This window comes from Segatella oulorum F0390 (genome assembly GCF_000224615.1).
In the GTDB taxonomy this organism is placed as follows: Bacteria; Bacteroidota; Bacteroidia; order Bacteroidales; family Bacteroidaceae; genus Prevotella; species Prevotella oulorum.
The window spans coordinates 451,078-470,782 of the sequence record NZ_JH114217.1 but is presented as its reverse complement, the minus strand read 5'-3'; the positions used below and the strand labels follow the sequence as shown (position 1 = coordinate 470,782).

Genomic DNA, 19,705 nt, shown 5'->3' with positions numbered 1-19,705 from the left:
CCCCATCGAACATTCACAATTTTATGTAATATAAAAACAAAACGTATGAACAAACATCTTTTATTCAGTGCTTTTGCACTCATGTGCTGCTTGACAGCGTGCGAAAAGAACGACGATCCAACACCGGCTCCACAGCCATCGCGCATCGGCGGCACACTCGTCATGGCGACAACCGTTCTCAATCCCAGCGGAAATTCCGGCAGCTGTTATGTACAGACGCTAACCGACACCGCAGCCGTTTCCATCGACAACAACCGCGCGATACCGGGCGGATTTGGCAATCCTTTCACTGTGCAAGGCAAGAATGTTTACATCTTCCCCGATTACATGGGGCAGTCAAAAGCAGCGTTACAGCGCTTTGTCATCGATGCCAACCATCAGCTCGTGAAGGCCGGCGAAATGATGTTGCCGGCCGGTTCTGCAGCTTCGCAGGTCATCGAAGTAAACGATCACACAGCTTATGTTTCGTGCCAGAACTTAGGAAAAGTGCTCGTCTTCGACTTTAAACAGATGAAGCAAACCGGCGAAATCGATTTAAACAGTCTGTCGGGTGCAGGAGTACGCGTAGGTCCCTCGTGCATGATTGTGCGCGACGGGAAAGTGTTCATCGCGCTCTCACAATTCAATGCGCAATGGATGCCGGCTAAAAACAGCATCGAGTTTGCCATGGTGGATGCCCAGACCAATCGCCTCGAGAAGCACATCAAGAATGAATCACTCGGCTTGGCGTTTCCCTCACGCCCCATCGACAGTGGAACGCTCTTCATGGATGAGAAAGGCGACATCTACTTCGCATGCATCGGCTCGTTTGGTTTGATTCCCGGCATCAACGCCGGCTTTGCACGCATCAAAAAGGGCGAAACCGACATCGATCCCACCTATAGCATACGGCTTGATCAGACCAACATCGAAGGGCTCAACATCAAGGCCGACTATGTGGCGAGCCTTAAGTATGCCGGCAATGGCATCGCTTACGGACATGTGGGCTGCAACGCGTTAGCCCCATCGGCAACAGCCAACCCTTACAGCGCGAAGACATCCGTCGCGGTGGCCGTTGATCTCTATAACAAAACCATCACAGCCATCAAAGGAATCCCCGTGTCAAGTCCCCACGGTCTCGCCGTCACGAAATACAACGATCTCATCATTTTCGGTTGTTCGAGCGACAACGCCACAGGCTTCTTCTATTATGACACAAAGACGAAACGCACCCGTGGTCCTGTCATCAAGACTGCCGGCAATCCCATGCACATCGAATATATCAAAGATTAAAATACGCCAATCGTCATGTTTCACGCCTGCAACAGCGTGACCATACGATAGCGTAAAAGCATCAAAATAAACGATGGTCTGCACCCACTGTGCAGGCCATCGTTTTTGATATCCTATAGGCTGTTTGAATCATGCAGTGGCAGCGTTGCCCATACGATGCTCGTGCAGGCTACGCGCAACGGTATCTCGGTCATCACCATTTCTCTTGCTGCTACGACGCACGCAGCGTTGCAACGATGAGAAGTGGCGAGGCATCAGCGCAGCCGGCTGCGCACGACATCAACCTTTCGGCGTGATTTCGGCATGGCCCTGCCCAGAGGGTTTTCCACTTTCTCCGCCACCTTCGCTTCCCTGCTGTGGCGTTGTGCCGGGCTTGTTCTTATCCTTGCCACCTTGATTTGCATCAGGCTTCGGTGTGATCTCAGCGCTGCCATGCTGCCCGTTCGCTCCGTTCGAAGGTTTGTTATGCGCATTGTTCTTCTTTCCGCCTGCGCCACTGCCCTCTTTCTTGCTATGCTTGTCAGCAGCGTTTGGGCGAGCTTTGATCTCTACTAATTGCCCTTTCACAACGCGTGCCCACAGCTTCGTGTCTTTGCTCTTCACGTGCAATTCATAACGCGCAATCTGATTGATGTTCAATACTCTACCTGTAAACACTACATCATTAGCAGCATAACCCTTGCTTACTGCAAATGCGGGAATCAGAGGCACGATGCGTCGTGCAACTCTCTCTTTTGCCATAGCCTGCGTGATGGAATGTTGCTTCTTTTTCGACTTCTTCTTCGTAGCATAGTCAGCCAATACGTGGTTGAGTGCATCTACCAACTCAACAATCATCTGCTTGTCGGCCTTGTCCGTTGCTTGGTGATAGGCACTTTGAATCTTACTGCAAATTAGTGCAAAAGCAGCATTGGTGTCCTTGCGATGGTTGCTGAATGGCGCCTTCTCCAATGCCGATTCATTGAGATGGCGCTGCTTCATCAACTTGTCGCACTCTTCGCTGACGGTCTTTAGCTCGCTGATAACATTGGCCACATTCAGTTTGGTGAGTGCTGCGTTGAGCGGCTTTAAATCCATCAGTACGCCATCAATATAGCCGCTCTTCGCCTCGACCGGCCTACGTTGCATACCGTGATAAGGCTTCAGCACCCACGCCACCTTCTCTGCGGCCTCGGCGATGTTGCCAATCACCGACTTTTGCTGCACGCGCACCATGCTGAATAGCTGCGAAATGAGCGACACGCGCTTTTTGTCTAAATCATTTAACTGCTTGACAAGTTCCGAAGCCTTGCGCCGATTGTTGTTGTCCACTTCGCCGTCAATCGATGTATGCCACGACGACAAATCATTGTCGGTGAGCGTAAGCTTCTGCTTGTCATAACCGGTTACCAACTGATGCAGCCGTTGATGCAACTGCAAATGAGTGACATTGTTGTGCTGTTTGTAGCCAGCTCTAATCGTTACAAATAAAGGTAATACTTTCTCTACCATAATCTTACTATTTAATAGATGAATAAAAAAAATAAATCTGTTTTAAATCGCTGATGCACCGACCCATGCTGTCGGCATGCATCGCTTCAAGTGCATAATCGTGCAGCATGCTGCCGTGGTGTCGTTTCGGCACCTTACCAACTGTTTTGTATGCCTTGTTCTTACGTTCTCCAACACCATCTTATTATTTGTGTTGTTCGTTATAGTATTTTGCCACACAACTTTATTGTTTGTGTGGTTGAATATCGTGTTTTGCATCACTGTTGCACTGCAAAATAGTTTTTGTGTTGTATTAATCGACTTTGCTGCACAGCAAAATCGTTTTTGTGTTGTATTAATCGACTTTGCTGCACTGCAAAATCGTTTTTGCGTTGTATTAATCGACTTTGCTGCACTGCAAAATCGTTTTTGTGTTGTATTAATCGACTTTGTTGCACTGCAAAATCGTTTTTGCGTTGTATTAATCGACTTTGCTGCACTGCAAAATCGTTTTTGTGTTGTATTAATCGACTTTGTTGCACTGCAAAGTCGTTTTTGTGTTGTATTAATCGACTTTGTTGCACTGCAAAGTCGTTTTTGTGTTGTATTAATCAACTTTGTTGCACTGCTTGTTATGCAGCGCACAGTATTTTGCCTCACAACATGATTGCTGCATCGTTGCATGATGCTGCGCGCCATCATTATGTTGTAAGCCCATGCACAGCACAACGTGTTGACACAACTTGTATGCGTGCATGATGCTTCGGCTTTCGCAAACGGCAAATTGAGTTGCAAAGCCAAGGATTGAAATATAGTGTTTAGCATTTTCATCAATCTTGTTTGTATTTGTTTTCTAAAAAGAGAAAGAGCCTTCCATTTTCCGCCTGCTCATCGCAACGTTTTTCGGGGCATCTATCGTCTCTGCACCTGTCAAAGGTCGGTGCTCACCCTTTCTAACTGTTTACTGACCACAAAACTAAAGGATGTAAACGAGAAAAGCAAGTTTTTTAGATGTTATTTCGTGTTAATCTTTGCTAACAACTCGCTGCATGCTTTCGCCACGTGCTTTCTTGACGCATCAAAGCACAATATAAATAGGTAAAATCTGATATGCAAAACATCGGTCGCAGCGACTGTGTGGCAAAAAATAAATGTAGGATGAATAAAAAGTGTGCATGTTTTCTTGCTTGTACTAAAATAAATAGGTATCTTTGTGGCAGATTGCCAACAGCATACGACGAGCATATCAAAACCCAACACAATAGCTATGAACATCAAAAACTTATTTCGCAAGCAGCTACGCCTTGTGATCGAATGGAAAGAACAGGACATGAGCATTCTGTTCCATCAGCTTAACACGCCAACCGACGAAATTAAAAATGCCAGCCAGTTGATTGTGGCACCGGGGCAGGGATGTCTCGTGGTATATGATGGGAAACCGAGAGAGGTGCTTACTGCTCCCGGCATCTATCAGTTGCAAACCGACAATCATCCCTTTATCACCACACTGCTCAACTTGGCGCAACAGGCCGAGAGCGAACATAAAATGCGGTTCTACTTCTTCCGCACGGCAGAGTTGGTCAATGTGCTGTGGGGCACTGCGTCGCCTGTGAAATATGAGGAACCACACTATCATTTCCCCGTCGCACTGGGCGCATGCGGCAACTTCTCCGTGAAGATTGACGATGCCGCGACGATGTTTTGCACCCTTCTGGGCACGGTGAGCGACTACACGGCGCAAGACGTGCAAACATTGGTATCGTCGAGGATTGTCGCACCGCTCACCTCCTACCTTGCTGCCAAGGCCTATCCCTATACCGAGATCGACAGCCACCTGCTCGACATATCCTTAGTGCTGAAAGCGCGCACGGCCGAAGAGCTGCAACGGTTGGGCCTGACACTCACCGATTTTCGCATCGATGCAGCCACGTTTGATACCGAAACGATGGCACGCATCAACAGCATCGCAGCGATGACCGCCGAAAAGCAGGCCGCGCAAGAGGTTGATTTAGATTATGTGGGCATGCAGAAGCTCGCGGCGCTACGTGATGCTGCGCGCAATGAGGGCGGACTCGCCGGCGCGGGATTGCAATTAGGTGCCGGTGTGCAACTTGCCAAAGATGTCTTCTCTGACGTGCGGAGCAATACTGCCACAACGCCGCCGCAGGAAACAGACGCCGGAACGCGTTTGCAAAAGCTGAAAAAACTGCGTGCCGACGAACTGATCAGTGAGGAAGAATATCAACAAAAGAAACAAGAAATTTTGTCACAATTATGAAACGCATTCTCATCCTATCGGGCATCGTGTTGCTTACCAATTTGCTCGTGGGCTTCATCATTTCGGGCTATGCCGGTTTGAATTTGCTCTTCACGTGCATGGCCATCGTGCTCAACACGTTGCTGCTGTTCGCCACTTTCATACGTCCCATGAAGTCAACCCATCGTTATTCGTTGGGCATGGTCTTCTTTGGCATCGGTGGTTTGGAATTTCTCACGGGCTTCTTCGCTCCGCAGACATGGCATGATAATTGGTGGCTCGTGATGACATTGGTGCTCACGTGTGTTCAGGTCATTGTGCTGGTTTTGAACTTCACACTGGCAAAAGAGTCGTAAAACGTGCTATGGCAACCCAGCTGAAACCCATCAAGTGTCCGCAATGCGGCAGCGAGAAGCACGACGACCTCGGCGAAAAGCTGTTTCGCTGTCGCAGCTGTGGCACCGAGTTCTTCTTAGACGATGATGACATCACCATTCACATCAAGCATCATTTCGATGCGCCGCGCACCTCTCCGCTTGGTAACTTGCGCACAGATACATCGAAGAAAATTGCGGTGATCATCGCCACCGTGGTCATTACATTGTTCTTTTTGCTTTTCGAAGTTGTGCTTTGGGACCATCCATCGCCGCCGAAGATAAAAGCGGCACCCATCGAGGTCTACGATAACGTGGAATTCTCTTCGCTCCTTGTGCGCAAGAAAAAAGCAGTGCTTTTCTACATCGTCGACCGAAATTGTGTCAACGTTGAAGACGAGGATGAGCGCAAAGCAAAAGAGGGTGTGTTTTGTGGGTTTAAAGATTGCGACACGGGCGAAGTGCTCACTGAGTATCGGTTGGCCTCGCGTGATGAAAGCGAAATGCGGCAGCTGTTCACCTCTTCATCTATAGAATTTTTGCGCCTTTCGGCAAGTCCGCGGTGTTTCATTGTGTTTGGCGAAGCAAAACTCTATGAACTGAAAATAGATGAAATGCTGCTCGACGACCTTACGCCAACATTGATACAAGAGAAAAAGCCGCTGTCGACGGGTATTGCCAACATGAAGGTGTTGAGCCGCTCCTACGGCGAAGGTCTGATCATCACGAACAATCTTTCGGAGAAGTATTATTACTTTCCGCAGTCCAATCGGTTATACAGCGATGAAGCTTTTGACTATGCGCAAGACTTGAATATGCACGAATTGCAAGGTCAGAAGATAGAAAAGGTGATGTTTATGCTGGAAAGAAAAGAAAATGACGGTCGGCAGATGCAACAGGGTAACTTGCGACTGTGGCGCGTGCCTGTGACCTATTATCCGGGTGACCCAAACAAGATTTATGACTTCTGGGTGTTCAACGGTTACTACAAAACGCAGCATGGCAATCGCATTCACGATGCACAACCCATCGGCAAGTGGTTTATTGGCTTCAATGCAGCCATCATGTATCAAAATCAGCATTTTCTGCTGCTCAAATACAACCCCATAGTGGGCGAGAATGCCAATGTGGTGTTTCAACTGCGCAGCAATGTCGGCGAAGTGCTGTGGACGCAAGCCATTCCGCATTGCCGTCTTGACGAGCAGGTGGTTTATGATGGTTCGGCGCTGTGGTTATCGCAATCGCAGTGGAAAAAAGATAGCTATGGCGATACCCGTTTCGTTCGGCTCGATATTTACAATGGCAGCGTGACGATGAGAGAGGGGCTACACACGCGTTACACCCTAAATGAGAAGAAAGAGTGATGCAACAGCGTGATTTCCCCGTGCAACAGATGCGCACATGCTTGCAGGGCATGTTGCTACTCATCGGACTGTGGATTTGTGGTGCAGAACAGGCTGCGGCGCAAAAGCACTATGTCGACTATTACGCCAACGGTCGTCTTTGCGAAGAGGGCACAATGGACACTGTCAACGATTGCAAGGTGGGCGAATGGAAACGCTATTACAAAACGGGCGAATTGCGCGAGGTGGAACACTATCAGCACGGCCGATTGGAAGGCGAGATGAAAAGTTATTTTGAAAGTGGGCGCCTGTTTTTCCATGGCTTTTATGCGGCAGGCAAGCAGCACGGTCAACAGCTGACTTACTTTGACAAGGTCAACGCCAAGGGCAAACAATATCTGTATAAGCGTGAATACTATCAGGACGGGCTGCGCGAGGGCATGCAATACGAGTATGACGGAAAGGGACGTCTTTACAATAAGGCGCGTTACGAGGCGGGGCAATGTGTTGCCGACACCACATTCGAGGTTGATGGCATTTACACGACTGCCCTGCGCAGGTTAGCGCCCACCAATGATCGTTCGGAATGGCGATGGGTCTGCGATGAGCATTTTTATCCCTATCCGGCTCCCGCTTCGGTGCGCAGCATCGCAAAAGGCAAACGAAAGACTACCAAGCGGCAAGGCCTATCGACCGCGAAGCCTAAGCCGGCACCTCAACAGGCCGCACCAAGGCCCAAACGCATGAAAGTGAATCCCGATGGGAGCGTCATTATGGAATAACGGCAGCAGCGCAAAACTTGCAGCACGGTTTCTTTGCGACCTTAATTAAATTTAAAAAGCAAAGGGCAACGCATCATTTCTTTCACCTATTTTATTATCTTTACACCCTATAACAAACCTGTTTATGCGACTACTTTTCAATATCAATTATGTAACCATGTTGGGCGAAGAGCTTTTGCTCAACCTCGTCAGACAAACTGGTGCCGAAACAACGAAGCGTACGGTCTATAGAATGTCGTCTGATGATGGAAAGAACTGGTGGTATGAATGCAACGACCCATCGCTGACGCAGGGCATGCAACTGAGCTACTATTACAGTGTGGATGATGGCGGAAACACGCCACGGACGGAATGGCGCACGCTGCCCCATCGCTTGGATTTGACTGCCGTCAAAGGTGATTGTTACACCGTTTACAATCAATGGTCAGCGATGCCCGAGGACACCTATCTTTATAGTGCGGCGTTCACTGCTTGCATCGAGCCACGACGACTTAAGTCTTTGCAGGTGACTCCTTTTGAAAAGACTGTGCGCCTGATTGTGCGCGCGCCACAACTGCGCAGTAACGAATGCCTCCGCCTAACGGGCGAGGCCGATGTTTTGGGTACTTGGGATGCTTTCAAAGCGCTGCCGATGTATGAGCATCAACACAACGAGTGGGTGATAGACGTAAACTTTGATACGCTCCGTACCAATCAGCTTGTTTTTAAGTTTGTTGCCGTGCAGCAGAATAACATACATGCTTTGTTGTGGGAGACGGGAGCCAACCGCACGCTTCAACTGCCCAAGATGAATGCCGGCGAAGTGTTGGTTTATGACTTGTCGCAGGCTTTCTTTGCCATCAGCAACCGTCGCGTGGCAGGAACACTCGTGCCGTTGTTCTCACTGCGCAGCAAGCAGAGTTTCGGTGTGGGTGACTTTGGCGATTTAAAGCGTTTCATTGAATGGGCGGCAGTGACCCATCAACGTGTGGTGCAATTACTGCCCATCAACGACACAATAACTACCCACACGTGGCATGATTCCTATCCCTATAGCTGCATCAGTGTGTTTGCGCTTCATCCGCAGTATGTTGATCTCAATGCCCTACCGCCGTTGAAGGATGTCAAGCAAAAGGAACACTTTGCTGCATTGCAAAAAGAGCTTAACGCGCTGCCTGAACTGGACTACGAACGCGTGAATGAGGCTAAGCAGGCCTATCTCCGCGCCATCTATCGTCAAGAAGGGGCTGCTGTGCTGATGAGCGAGGCTTTCTGTTCGTTCTTTCATGCTGCGCAGGAATGGCTCGTGCCTTATGCTTATTATGCTTACCTGCGCGACAAACACGGCACGGCCGACTGTGCGCAGTGGCAGGGACACACGCAATGGAGCGAGGCCGACAGAGCGGCGTTGAGCACACCGGGAACAAAGGAATATGGGCGCGTGTCGTTCTTTTATTATGTGCAGTATATTTTGCACACGCAGTTGTTGGCGGCGCATGCTGCTGCGCGTAAGGCCGGCATCGTTCTTAAGGGCGACATTCCTATTGGCGTTAATCGGCAAGGATGCGATGTGTGGACGGCGCCTCATTTCTTTCATTTAGACGGTCAGGCTGGTGCGCCGCCCGATGATTTTGCCGTCTGCGGACAAAACTGGGGCTTTCCCACCTATAATTGGGAAACCCTGTTGGCTGACGGATGTCAATGGTGGACGAAGCGCCTGATGCACATGAGTCAGTATTTCGACGCTTACCGCATTGATCACGTCTTAGGCTTCTTCCGTATTTGGGAAATTCCCACTTCGGCTATGCAAGGCCTTGTCGGACAGTTTTCGCCTGCTTTGGGGCTCACCTGCGAGGAAATCAAAGCTCGTGGTTTGCAGTTTTCAGCGTCTCAATCTACGCAACCCTTTATTCGCGACTGGGTTTTGGAACGTCTGTTTCCCACGCAGGTGGCGCATGTTAAAGCACACTATCTGCAACAGCTGCATGAGGGTGTCTACGCTTTCAAACCGGAGTATGATACGCAACAGAAAGTAGCGCAAGCATGCGCCGGCAAGCATGCGTCGCAAGATTGCATGCTTCGCGATGGCCTCTACACCCTACTCGCCAATGTGCTCTTTCTGCGCGACCGACGCGACAGCAACCTGTTTCATCCGCGCATTGCTGCACAAAGCACTTTGGCATACGAGGCACTTGCCGATGACGACAAACGGGCTTTCGACGCACTCTATAATGATTATTATTATCAGCGCAACAATCAATTCTGGTATCGCGAGGCCATGAGAAAGCTGCCGAAGCTCATCGCAGCTACTTCGATGCTTGTTTGTGCTGAAGATTTGGGCATGGTGCCTACTTGCGTGGCTTGGGTAATGGAGAAATTGCGCATTTTGAGTCTGGAAGTGCAAAGCATGCCCAAGGCGAGCAACACTGCGTTCACCTGTTTGAGTGACAGTGCTTATCGTTCTGTTTGCACGCCTACTACGCACGACATGCCTACGCTGCGACAGTGGTGGGACGAAGACAGAGGGCGTGCACAGTGTTACTACAACACTGTTCTCCATCGCGGCGGCGCTGCTCCACATCCGCTACCCGGTTGGCTGGCACATGACATCCTTGCACATCAGTTAGAAAGCCCCAGCATGCTTTGTGTGCTGTCGATACAAGACTGGATGGCGATAGATGAGAAACTGCGTTTGCCTGACGCTATGGCGGAGCGCATCAACATCCCATCTGATCCGCAGCATTATTGGCGTTATCGCATGCACGTGAACCTTGACGACTTGCTGCATAACGATGATTTCAAAGAAAACGTCTCGGAACTGGTGTTGCAGTCGGGGCGTTACTGATGCTCGCACTGTTATCTTGCGACAGATACGCCAAACAGGCTTGTGAGGCAATGTGCAGGGCAGTCTTATGGCATGCGTTCCATCATCTTGAACTATAAAATCGTATTTAATTCTTTATTCATACAATGCTCATCAAGCGTTATTTCGTGACATTATTAGTCACCCTCATTTTGCAAATGGCGCAAGCCCAGCGCCTCTTCAATGAGCTTTTTCTGCAACCTCATCAAACCACCTTTACGCTGAATGCGCCTCAGCAACCTATATTGCGGCTTTATGCTGATGACGAAGGAGGCAAACCGCTGCAGCAATATAAGATGAGAGCGGTGGGGAAGCATCGTTGGACACTCACCCTGAAGCGCAATTTGCAAGGAAAGTTCTATACGTTCGACATCGGGCGTGGCGAAACGCCCGGCGTCTTTGCTACGGCCGTTGGCGTGAATGGCAAACGCGCCGCCATCATCGACAGGGCTATCACCAACCCTGCCGGATGGGCGCAAGATAAGCGTCCGGCACTCCTTTCGCCTGCTGATCAGGTGATTTATGAACTGCACGTGCGCGATTTCACCCACAAGATGCCCAACAACGCGCATCCCGATAAGTTCCTTGGTGTTGCAGACACCGCAGCCCTTGCGCACCTCAAGCGTCTTGGTGTGACAGCCGTGCATTTGCTTCCGAGCTTTGATTTCTCCTCTATTGATGAGACGAAACCTCATCTTCCAGCATACAACTGGGGCTACGATCCACAGAATTACAATGTTCCTGAAGGCAGTTATGCCACCAATGCTTATGATCCTGCTACGCGCATCAAGGAATTCAAACAAATGGTGCAAGCGTTGCATCGTGCCGGTATCCGTGTCATCCTGGATGTGGTTTATAATCATACTGCTGATATTGAGCACAGCAACTTCCAGCGCACTTATCCTGATTATTATTACCGTAAGCGTGCTGATGGCGGCTATTCCGATGGTTCGGGATGTGGTAACGAGACGGCATCAGAAAAACCTTTGATGCGAGCATTCATCATCGAGAGTATAGTTTATTGGGCGCAAGAATATCATATTGATGGCTTTCGCTTTGACTTGATGGGCGTGCACGACATCAAGACCATGAATGCCGCATGTCGCGCGCTGCATAAAATCGATCCTTCTATCTTCGTCTATGGCGAAGGATGGAGTGCCGGGCAATGCGCTTATCCGTCTCATTTACTCGCAAGCAAGACGCACATGAAGCAAATGCCCGGCATAGCTGCGTTCAGTGATGAGCTGCGCGACGGACTGCGTGGCCCATTCTATGACGACAAGAAAGGGGCATTCATCGCAGGCGTATCAGGTGCGGAAGAGCGTATTAAGTTTGGCATCGTGGGCGGCATAGCGCATCCGCAGGTTAATATGCAACAGGTGGGCAGTGATCATTTGCCGTGGAACGATGATCCGACACAGTTCATCAGCTATGTAAGCTGCCACGATGACATGTGCTTAGTTGATCGTCTGCGCGCATCTGTGCCTAACCTTACGCCCGAAATGCTCGTGCGTCTTGATTGCTTGGCGCAAAGTGTTGTGATGCTCTCACAGGGTGTGCCATTCATGTTAAGCGGTGAAGAGATGCTGCGCGACAAGCAAGGTGTGCATAACAGCTATCAGTCGCCTATCGAAATCAATGCTTTACCTTGGCAAAACCTGCAACGCTATCCGCAGCTGTTTACTTATTATCAGCGCCTCATTGCGTTGCGTCGCCATCATCCTGCCTTTCGTTTGGGCAATGCCAACTTGATACGTCAGCATCTGTCGTTCTTACCCACACAACCTAATCTCGTGGGATTTATACTCACGGGACATGCGGGAGGTGACGTGTGGGACAACATCGTCGTGGTGTTTAATGCGAATAATGAAGCGCGCAAAGTAACAGTTCCCAAAGGACGTTACACGATAGTGGCCAGCAACGGCACAATCAATGAGACGGGTTGGGGAAGTGTTGAAACCGACCACTTATGGGTTGATGCACATAGCATGCTGATAGCGCATCAATAATGTTGCAGAACACATGTTTTGAAAAATGATTGATGCATGGAGTGAGGCACACTGATGCCTGCTCCATGCATTCCTGTTTGGTAATAATCCTATAATTTTGATGAAACAACTTCGTCCTTCTGCCAACAAACCTAATCGTTTGATGTCCTTATCATGGCCTATCAATCATTTGATTTAGCCGCATCATCCACCTTCTGTGTCCCACGAACATGATCCTTTGCCGTCAGTCCCTGCTTCACTTCGATGTTGATACCATCACTTAAGCCTGTAACGATCTTGCGCCGCACATAGGTCTTCGTCTTTCCGGCACCTTGCACTACGTACACGTATGTGTTATTTCCTTCAAACTCTACCGCGCTTTCAGGAATCGTCAGCACATGATTGGCAGCGGCCAAGATGATTTCTGCGTTAGCGCTATAACCTGACCGTATCTGCGTTTTGCCTAATTTTGTCACAGCCGCCTTAATCTCAAACTGATTGGCGCCATTATTATCAACCGCCTTGGGTGAGATATATTCCAAACGCGCCTCTAACGTTTCATCCTGCAAAGCGCCGATTGTAATTTTCATCGGCATGCCCACAACCAAACGTCCCACCTCGGTTTCGTCGATATTGCCGCGGAAAATGAGATCGCTCATGTCTGCAACTGTGGCGATGGTCGTACCATCATTGAAGGTGTTACTCAGAATAACGGTGTTTCCCACCTTCACAGGAATGTCGAGAATCAGTCCACTAATGGTTGAACGTATCAACGTAGAGCTCGACTTCGCATTACTCTTCGAAACACCATCACGCACCACTTCGAGCGCCTCTTCTGCTGATCTCACCTCCTCTTGATTCTGTTTGTAAGTCTGTTTGGTCTTCTCAAACTCCTCCGCTGCAATGAGTCCTTTGTCAAACAACGCCTTCATTCGCTGGTAATCCGTCGTTGCTTGCCGCATGTTGATACCGGCCAAACGCACACGTGCCTGCGCCGAACTGAGCTGTCCCATATCGGGAATGACTTTGATTTTAGCAATCACTTCGCCTGCTGTTACGGTCTGTCCCGCCACTTTCAGCATCTCAGAGATGATGCCACTCATCTGTGGTTTTACATTAATTTCTGTACGTGGTTCAATTTTACCCGTGATAATCGTAGTCTTTTTCAAATCTAACACACGTGGTGTAAACTCCTCATACACCACCTCTTGCGGACGTGATTTCGCCCAAAGAAATACGAATGTGCCCACAAAAAGCAAGGCCACAAGGCTTGCAACAATGATTTTTAGATACTTTTTCATGCTGTCTATCGAATGTTTTATTGTTTTCTTATTTCAAATTCTACTACTCGTCACGCATCGCATCAACAGGCTTGATGGCCATAGCACGCAAGGCTGGTGCCAAACCCGCCAATACACCAAGAGTACTCAGCAAGACAACGGCGCCCCAAGCCGTCCAAAAACCTATTTGATAATGCGTGGTGACGACGCCGTCTGTTGTCGAAGCTAACTCGGCCATCTGCAAGATTCCCACAGCAAAGAGCAATCCACCCATGCCGGCAGAAATCGTAAGAATGATGCTTTCCGCAATGATTTGTCCGAGGATAATACGCGGTGTGGCTCCGATGGCGCGCCGAATACCAATCTCATTGGTGCGTTCTTTCACCGTCACCATCATGATGTTCGATACGCCAATGGCACCGGCGAGTATCGTTCCGATGCCCACGAGGAGGATTAAGAAGTTGACACCGCGGAAAAGACTGTCAATCATACCAAACATCACTTCAGTGTTAAAGATGCTGATGGCTTTTTCATCGGTGGGGTTAATCTGATGGTTGTGCGCAATGACACGGCGTATCTTGGGCATGATGTCACTCACATGCACGCCCGGTTTCGCCGTTCCGCAAATGAGAGGTACTTCGTCTCCATAGTTATAAGCCTCACGCATGAGCGAGATGGGCAGCACAACGGCTTCATCACTACTTCCGTTGACGCTGATTTTTCCATGAGCATAGTCAACACCCACCACACGATAGTAAATAGAATCCACACGGATAAGTTTTCCCAAGGGATTGTCACCGTTGGGAAAAAGCGTCTTGTAAACGCGCTTTCCGATGACACATACCTTGCGCTTTTGCTGCATATCCATGGCATTGATATAGCGTCCATACTTCAATTTGGGCGTTTCAACACCTTGATATTCGGGCAATACGCCTTTCACATTGCACGAATATTTCTTGTCACCATGGGTTGCATTGGCCCCCCACCGTGCAAGCACTGGCGCCACAATATCCAACTCCTTCACCTGTGCTTTCAGGCGTTCAATATCGTCATAGTTCATCTTCCACGAACGGCCTTTGCGGAAACCTGCATAGGGTTTGGTGGTGTTCTGCGCAAAAACAATCACCGAATTGGTGGCAAAGCCTTCGAAATTGCGCGACAACAGTTGCTGCAACCCACTGCCTCCACCAATCAAACCGAGCAACATAAACACGCCCCAAAACACCCCGAAGCCCGTTAAGAACGAACGACTCTTATTGCGTGAGAGGGTTGTAAAAATCTCTTTATAGGTATCTATGTCTAATTTCATGCTGCGTTTTATTTTAAATTGCGTTGCCAAACAAGCATTTCTTTCTCCCCATATATATAATAAGGTGTAACCATCATGCTATTTATTCGGCTCTCAATGCCTCAATAGGACGAATCTTAGCTGCCTTTCGTGCAGGCATCAAACCAGCCAATGTGCCCGCAACAACCATCACAAGCAATGCTTTGACACACACATCCAAACCCACTGTGGGGTTAACAAACATGGAAACCTGAAATAAACCCGCATCCACTTTGTCGTTTCCTACTGTCACACTCATATATTCATTAGCGGCAATTCCAAACATCATCCCAATGTAACCAAAGAAAGTGGTGATGATGATGCTCTCAATGATAATGAGTTTCAGCACAGCCCAGGGAGTAGCTCCAATGGCTTTTCGAATACCAAACTCGCGGGTTCGTTCTTTTACGGTGATGAGCATAATGTTGGAAACGCCCACAATGCCGCTCAACAACGTAAACAACCCTACAATCCACAGTGCCGTTCGGATGATATTCGAGCCTTGATCCATCTGCATATTCTGGGTAAACCGATTGTCAATCCACACGGCATTGTCGTCATCAGGCGCAGCTTCGTGCCGCTTGTTGATACTGGCACGCAGGCTCTTCTCAAAGGCTTCATTAGCCTCTTCAGTTTCCAAACCGTGAAATGAAAAATTAATCTGCTCCATCTTGTTGCCTCCACCATACATGGTTCTCAACGTAGTGAAAGGCGTGTTGCCATAGGAAATGCTCCCCGATTGATTCTTTTTATAAATGCCCACTACCTGAAAAGCATAGTTACCCACATCAACATATTGCCCGATGAGACTCTGAATAGGGCGCGAAGTGAGTTCTTTCGCCTGCTCGTCAGCCAGCACAATCACCTTTCGTTGCCTTTCGTTGTCCATATTGTTGATGAAGCGTCCGTAGCGAATTTCCAACTTGTTAATGGCCTGATAGTTGGGAAACACACCCAAAACCGGACTCGAAGTATAGTTATCACCATAGGAAATGGTAAGCGGTCCTTCAGAAAACACGGCACCAATCTCGTCGATATGGGCGGGAAAATGATCTTTGGTCAAGGCAAAATCCTGATCGTTTAATTGCACCGAGCGCCCCTCCTTAAACCCCTTATAAGGCTTAGACGTCGTGTTACCAAAGACCTCCATCGAGTTAGCCAAAAACTGATTGCTGTTTTGTTCGGTGGCATGAATGAGTCCATTGCCTGCACCCAAAAGGAAAATGAGCATAAAAATACCCCACGCCACGGCAAAACCTGTGAGCGCAGTGCGCAACTTATTGCGCTTTGCAGTAGACCAAATTTCGGATAGAATGTCTCTCATAAATTGCTATTGATTGCTCCCATGAACATGAATAACGTGGAAAAGGCCCTGATGATGCCCCGCAAACCATGCCCCACACAAATGTTGTTACACAACAGTGGCAAGGCACATTGCAAGGTTTGAAGCCATTTTCATTTCATCATACCATTGATACCAAAGGGCGAAGCATCGTGGTCGCGGTTCTCTTCAATGCGCCCTATGATGCCGTCTTTGATGTGAATAATCTTATTGGTTTCGTTGGCTACGCCACTTTCATGCGTCACCACGACAATCGTCTTATGCTCTTCGGCATTGAGTTGCTTGAGCAACTGCATCACCTCAACCGACGTTTTGCTGTCCAATGCACCCGTAGGTTCATCGGCAAGGATGAGCTTGGGTTGCGTAATCAAGGCCCGTGCGATGGCCACACGCTGCCGTTGTCCGCCCGACATTTCATTGGGATAGTGAGCAGCCCACGGCAGAAGTCCCATCTTTTCAAGATATTCCATCGCCAACTGTCTGCGCTTTCGCCGGCTCACCCCCTGATAGAACAACGGCAATTCAACATTTTCAACGGCCGTCTTGAACCCAATAAGGTTGAAACTTTGAAAGATAAAACCAATCATCTCGTTGCGATAGTGTGCAGCTTTCGTTTCCGAAAGGTCGCGTATCAGCGTGTCACCGAGCACATATTCGCCGCAATCATAGTTATCAAGGATACCTAAAATGTTGAGCAAAGTGGATTTACCCGAGCCCGAAGCGCCCATAATCGAGACAAATTCTCCCGCTGCAATGTCAAGGTTGATGCCTTTCAGCACGTGCAAAGGTTGTGCACCTTGATAGGTTTTGTGTATATTTTTTAAATGTATCATACGCCTGTTTGACAACAAAATGAAGTAGAAGGTTGCATCACCGATAACATTTTTCGCCTTAAACCTTATATTTTTTCAATTTTTAAGGTTGCATCGCAATAATCAATCACGGCAGGTCGGTGGGTGATAAAGATAATAGTCTTGGCATGATTCGAGAGAATGTTCTTCAGCAACTGCCGCTCAGTCGCAGGGTCTAACGCACTCGTCGCCTCATCAAAAAGCATGATAGCACGGTCTCTGAGCAGGCTTCGAGCGATGGCTATGCGCTGTGCTTGCCCTTCACTAAGCCCGCCTCCTTGCTCCGAACAAAGGGTATTAAGCCCCAAGGGCAGCGATTTCACAAAGTCAGCACAACTCGTGTGCAAGACTTCATACATCTCTTCGTCGGTCGCATCCAGCTTTCCAAGCCGCAGGTTCTCGCGTATGGTGCCACTCAACAGCGTGTTACCCTGTGGCACATAGACGAAATTGCAGCGGTGTCGCGGCGTGAGGGTCTCGTGATGTCGTGCATCATAGATTTCAACCTCCCCCTCTTGCGGCGACAAGAGCGCCAGCAACATGCGCACAAGGGTTGTCTTTCCCGCCCCCGTTTCGCCCAAGATAGCGGTGCAACTGCCGGGTTTGAAATCAAACGAGAGTTGATTTATCACCTTCTCCGTGCCATCGGCATAGGTATAACCAATGCTATTCAACCGAATGCCGCATGGCGTTTTCATGTAGATGGGCCCTCCTTGCTCCTCAAGCGGCTCCTCTTCAAGCTCCATCAGCCGCTCTGCTGCGGTGAAAACACTGACAAATGCCGGAAAGAGTTTTGTCAGACTGCGTGCCGGACCCTGTATCTTGTTCACTAATTGCAAGAAAGCTGTCATGCCGCCAAAGGTCAATGTGTGGTCCAACATGCGCAAGGCTGCCCACAAAAAAGCAATTAAATAGCCCACAGCAAAGCCCAAATTCACAATGACATTGCTGAGAACACTGAACTTTGTTCGGCGCACAACATGGTGGCGCAGCTCACTTTGCATGTCCTCTAAGCGTTCAACCATCGTGCGATTGCGCTCCAAAGTCTTGATCAACATGCGATGTTGCAGTGTCTCTTGCAACACGCTTTGCACCTTGCTGTCACTATCTCTCACTTGCCGGGTGAGCCTACGCATCTGCCCAACATAAAGCTTACTGAAAAGCAAAAACAACGGAAAGATGGCAATAACGGTGACAGAAAGCCACTTATCCATCGAGAAAAGATAGCAAAAAGCACCGACAAACAAGGCCAAGACGGACAACGTATTGGGAATGACTTCGGTTAAGAAATTCACCACATTGCTCACATCAAACTCCAAACGGTTGAGCACATCGGCCGAGTGATGATGCTCCCTACCCTGCCAAACAGCTTTCAACAGCCGGTCAAGCATGCGCTGCTGCATGCGGTTTTGCGCCTGAATACCCAGAATGTTGCGCACCCACACGCCAGCGATGTTCAACGAAAAGTCGAGTAATATCAAGGCTGCCATCAGCCCCACCGCACCATAAATGCTGCCCGGAAGCGTGCCCGAAGCCACATCAATCGCATGCTTGACGGCCCACACCTGCGCCAAATTCACCACCACGCCCAATAAACCGATGAGCGCATTGAGCACCGCTTGCAACTGATTGCCGCGCCAAGCATGCCACAACCATTTCATAATGGTGCGCGCATCGTACTTGAAATCAGGAATCTTTAATAATGTCTTTATCCGCATGCCTTCATCGTTGATCTACACCCCACATCAATTTTTCGCGCAACGTGGTAAAAAAACTTTGTCCTTGCAGCTTCACCACCTTCACCACATGCTGTGCCTTGGTAATCGAAAGCTGCACCCCGTCGGCCATTTTCATGCTACGTCCGTCAATGGCTACCAAGAAACTATGCGACCGCGACTCCACTTCTAAATCAATCTTGCTGCTATCGTTGATGACGATGGGACGCAGATTGAGACTGTGGGGTGCCACAGGCGTCAGGCAAAGGCTACCGCTCTGGGGCACAATGATGGGGCCTCCATTCGACAAGCTGTAGGCCGTACTACCTGTGGGGGTTGCGACAATCAGACCATCGGCTTGATATTCTCCCAACAACGCACCATCAACACGTGCCAAAATGCGAATCATTGCAGCCGTATCGCGCTTCAAAATGGCAATATCATTGAGTGCAAACGGATTCCATTCGCCCGCCGAACAAGTGGCATGAAGCTGAATCACAGTGTGGTTTTCAAGGGTGTAATGTCCTGCAAGCACCTCTGACAACATCGGCAAAAACTGCTCAGGATGCACATCAGCCAAGAAACCTAAACGCCCCATATTCACCCCAATGATAGGGATTTCGCGTGCACCAATGCGATTCACAGCACGCAGAAAGGTGCCATCACCACCCATTGAGAGTACAAAATCGACCTGTTCCAATGTCTCAGGCTCAATAAAAAGCTGTGCATGGTGCGCTGCTAAAAAACTCATGGCTTGCTCGAGATAGGGGGCAATTGCCTCACTTCGATATTCATTGCCTAAGAAAGCAAATGTTAGTTGCCGTTGCATGGATAGAAATGCTTTGCTAAATCAATTTTTATT

Annotated in this window: 15 protein-coding genes; 8 read left to right on the top strand and 7 right to left on the bottom strand. The window is 49.0% G+C overall.

Going from position 1 to position 19,705, the window contains the following annotated elements; translation table 11 throughout:
* Nucleotides 1-45 precede the first annotated feature (45 nt).
* Nucleotides 46-1,272 carry a hypothetical protein gene (locus tag HMPREF9431_RS11105; RefSeq protein WP_004381403.1) on the top strand — a complete coding sequence of 409 codons (1,227 nt, stop codon included), beginning with the start codon at nt 46-48 and terminating at the stop codon, nt 1,270-1,272.
* Between the two features lie 279 nt (nt 1,273-1,551).
* Here the strand turns inward: HMPREF9431_RS11105 and HMPREF9431_RS11100 are convergent, their stop codons facing one another.
* Entirely contained in the window at nt 1,552-2,763 is a 1,212-nt protein-coding gene (locus tag HMPREF9431_RS11100; protein WP_004381402.1) for a DUF6261 family protein, read from the bottom strand.
* Between the two features lie 232 nt (nt 2,764-2,995).
* Between HMPREF9431_RS11100 and HMPREF9431_RS11095 the strand changes: the two genes are divergently transcribed.
* From HMPREF9431_RS11095 to pulA, 7 genes are all read left to right on the top strand, one after another.
* A complete protein-coding gene (locus HMPREF9431_RS11095; protein WP_155813025.1) occupies nt 2,996-3,409 on the top strand; it encodes a hypothetical protein in 414 nt (137 codons plus the stop codon).
* Nucleotides 3,410-4,009: 600 nt separating this feature from the next.
* Nucleotides 4,010-5,020, top strand: coding sequence for an SPFH domain-containing protein (locus HMPREF9431_RS11090; RefSeq protein WP_040561618.1), 1,011 nt, complete (start codon nt 4,010-4,012; stop codon nt 5,018-5,020).
* Nucleotides 5,017-5,355, top strand: coding sequence for a hypothetical protein (locus HMPREF9431_RS11085; protein WP_004381399.1), 339 nt, complete (start codon nt 5,017-5,019; stop codon nt 5,353-5,355). The genes HMPREF9431_RS11090 and HMPREF9431_RS11085 overlap by 4 nt, the downstream gene beginning before the upstream one ends.
* Nucleotides 5,356-5,363: 8 nt before the next feature.
* On the top strand, nt 5,364-6,737 hold the full coding sequence (locus HMPREF9431_RS11080) for a hypothetical protein (protein WP_004381398.1): 1,374 nt from the start codon (nt 5,364-5,366) through the stop codon (nt 6,735-6,737).
* Nucleotides 6,737-7,498, top strand: a complete 762-nt coding sequence (locus HMPREF9431_RS11075) for a toxin-antitoxin system YwqK family antitoxin (RefSeq protein ID WP_004381397.1) — start codon at nt 6,737-6,739, stop codon at nt 7,496-7,498. The genes HMPREF9431_RS11080 and HMPREF9431_RS11075 overlap by 1 nt, the downstream gene beginning before the upstream one ends.
* Nucleotides 7,499-7,622: 124 nt before the next feature.
* Complete coding sequence (locus HMPREF9431_RS11070) at nt 7,623-10,322, top strand: 4-alpha-glucanotransferase (protein ID WP_004381396.1); 2,700 nt, start codon at nt 7,623-7,625, stop codon at nt 10,320-10,322.
* A gap of 125 nt (nt 10,323-10,447) precedes the next feature.
* Nucleotides 10,448-12,349 (top strand): type I pullulanase, encoded by a 1,902-nt coding sequence (pulA, locus tag HMPREF9431_RS11065; RefSeq protein WP_004381395.1) that lies wholly within the window; start codon nt 10,448-10,450, stop codon nt 12,347-12,349.
* 161 nt (nt 12,350-12,510) lie between these two features.
* Here the strand turns inward: pulA and HMPREF9431_RS11060 are convergent, their stop codons facing one another.
* The 6 genes from HMPREF9431_RS11060 to HMPREF9431_RS11035 all read right to left on the bottom strand — a co-directional run bounded on the left by HMPREF9431_RS11060 (nt 12,511) and on the right by HMPREF9431_RS11035 (nt 19,672).
* Nucleotides 12,511-13,629: an efflux RND transporter periplasmic adaptor subunit gene (locus HMPREF9431_RS11060; protein WP_004381394.1), complete on the bottom strand. Its 1,119-nt coding sequence runs from the start codon at nt 13,627-13,629 to the stop codon at nt 12,511-12,513.
* Nucleotides 13,630-13,672: 43 nt separating this feature from the next.
* Nucleotides 13,673-14,917: an ABC transporter permease gene (locus HMPREF9431_RS11055; protein ID WP_004381393.1), complete on the bottom strand. Its 1,245-nt coding sequence runs from the start codon at nt 14,915-14,917 to the stop codon at nt 13,673-13,675.
* 82 nt (nt 14,918-14,999) lie between these two features.
* Complete coding sequence (locus HMPREF9431_RS11050) at nt 15,000-16,259, bottom strand: ABC transporter permease (protein WP_004381392.1); 1,260 nt, start codon at nt 16,257-16,259, stop codon at nt 15,000-15,002.
* 131 nt (nt 16,260-16,390) lie between these two features.
* A complete protein-coding gene (locus HMPREF9431_RS11045; protein ID WP_004381391.1) occupies nt 16,391-17,110 on the bottom strand; it encodes an ABC transporter ATP-binding protein in 720 nt (239 codons plus the stop codon).
* A 65-nt stretch (nt 17,111-17,175) separates the two neighbouring features.
* Entirely contained in the window at nt 17,176-18,846 is a 1,671-nt protein-coding gene (locus HMPREF9431_RS11040; RefSeq protein WP_004381390.1) for an ABC transporter ATP-binding protein, read from the bottom strand.
* 4 nt (nt 18,847-18,850) lie between these two features.
* Nucleotides 18,851-19,672, bottom strand: a complete 822-nt coding sequence (locus HMPREF9431_RS11035) for an NAD kinase (RefSeq protein ID WP_004381389.1) — start codon at nt 19,670-19,672, stop codon at nt 18,851-18,853.
* Nucleotides 19,673-19,705 lie beyond the last annotated feature (33 nt).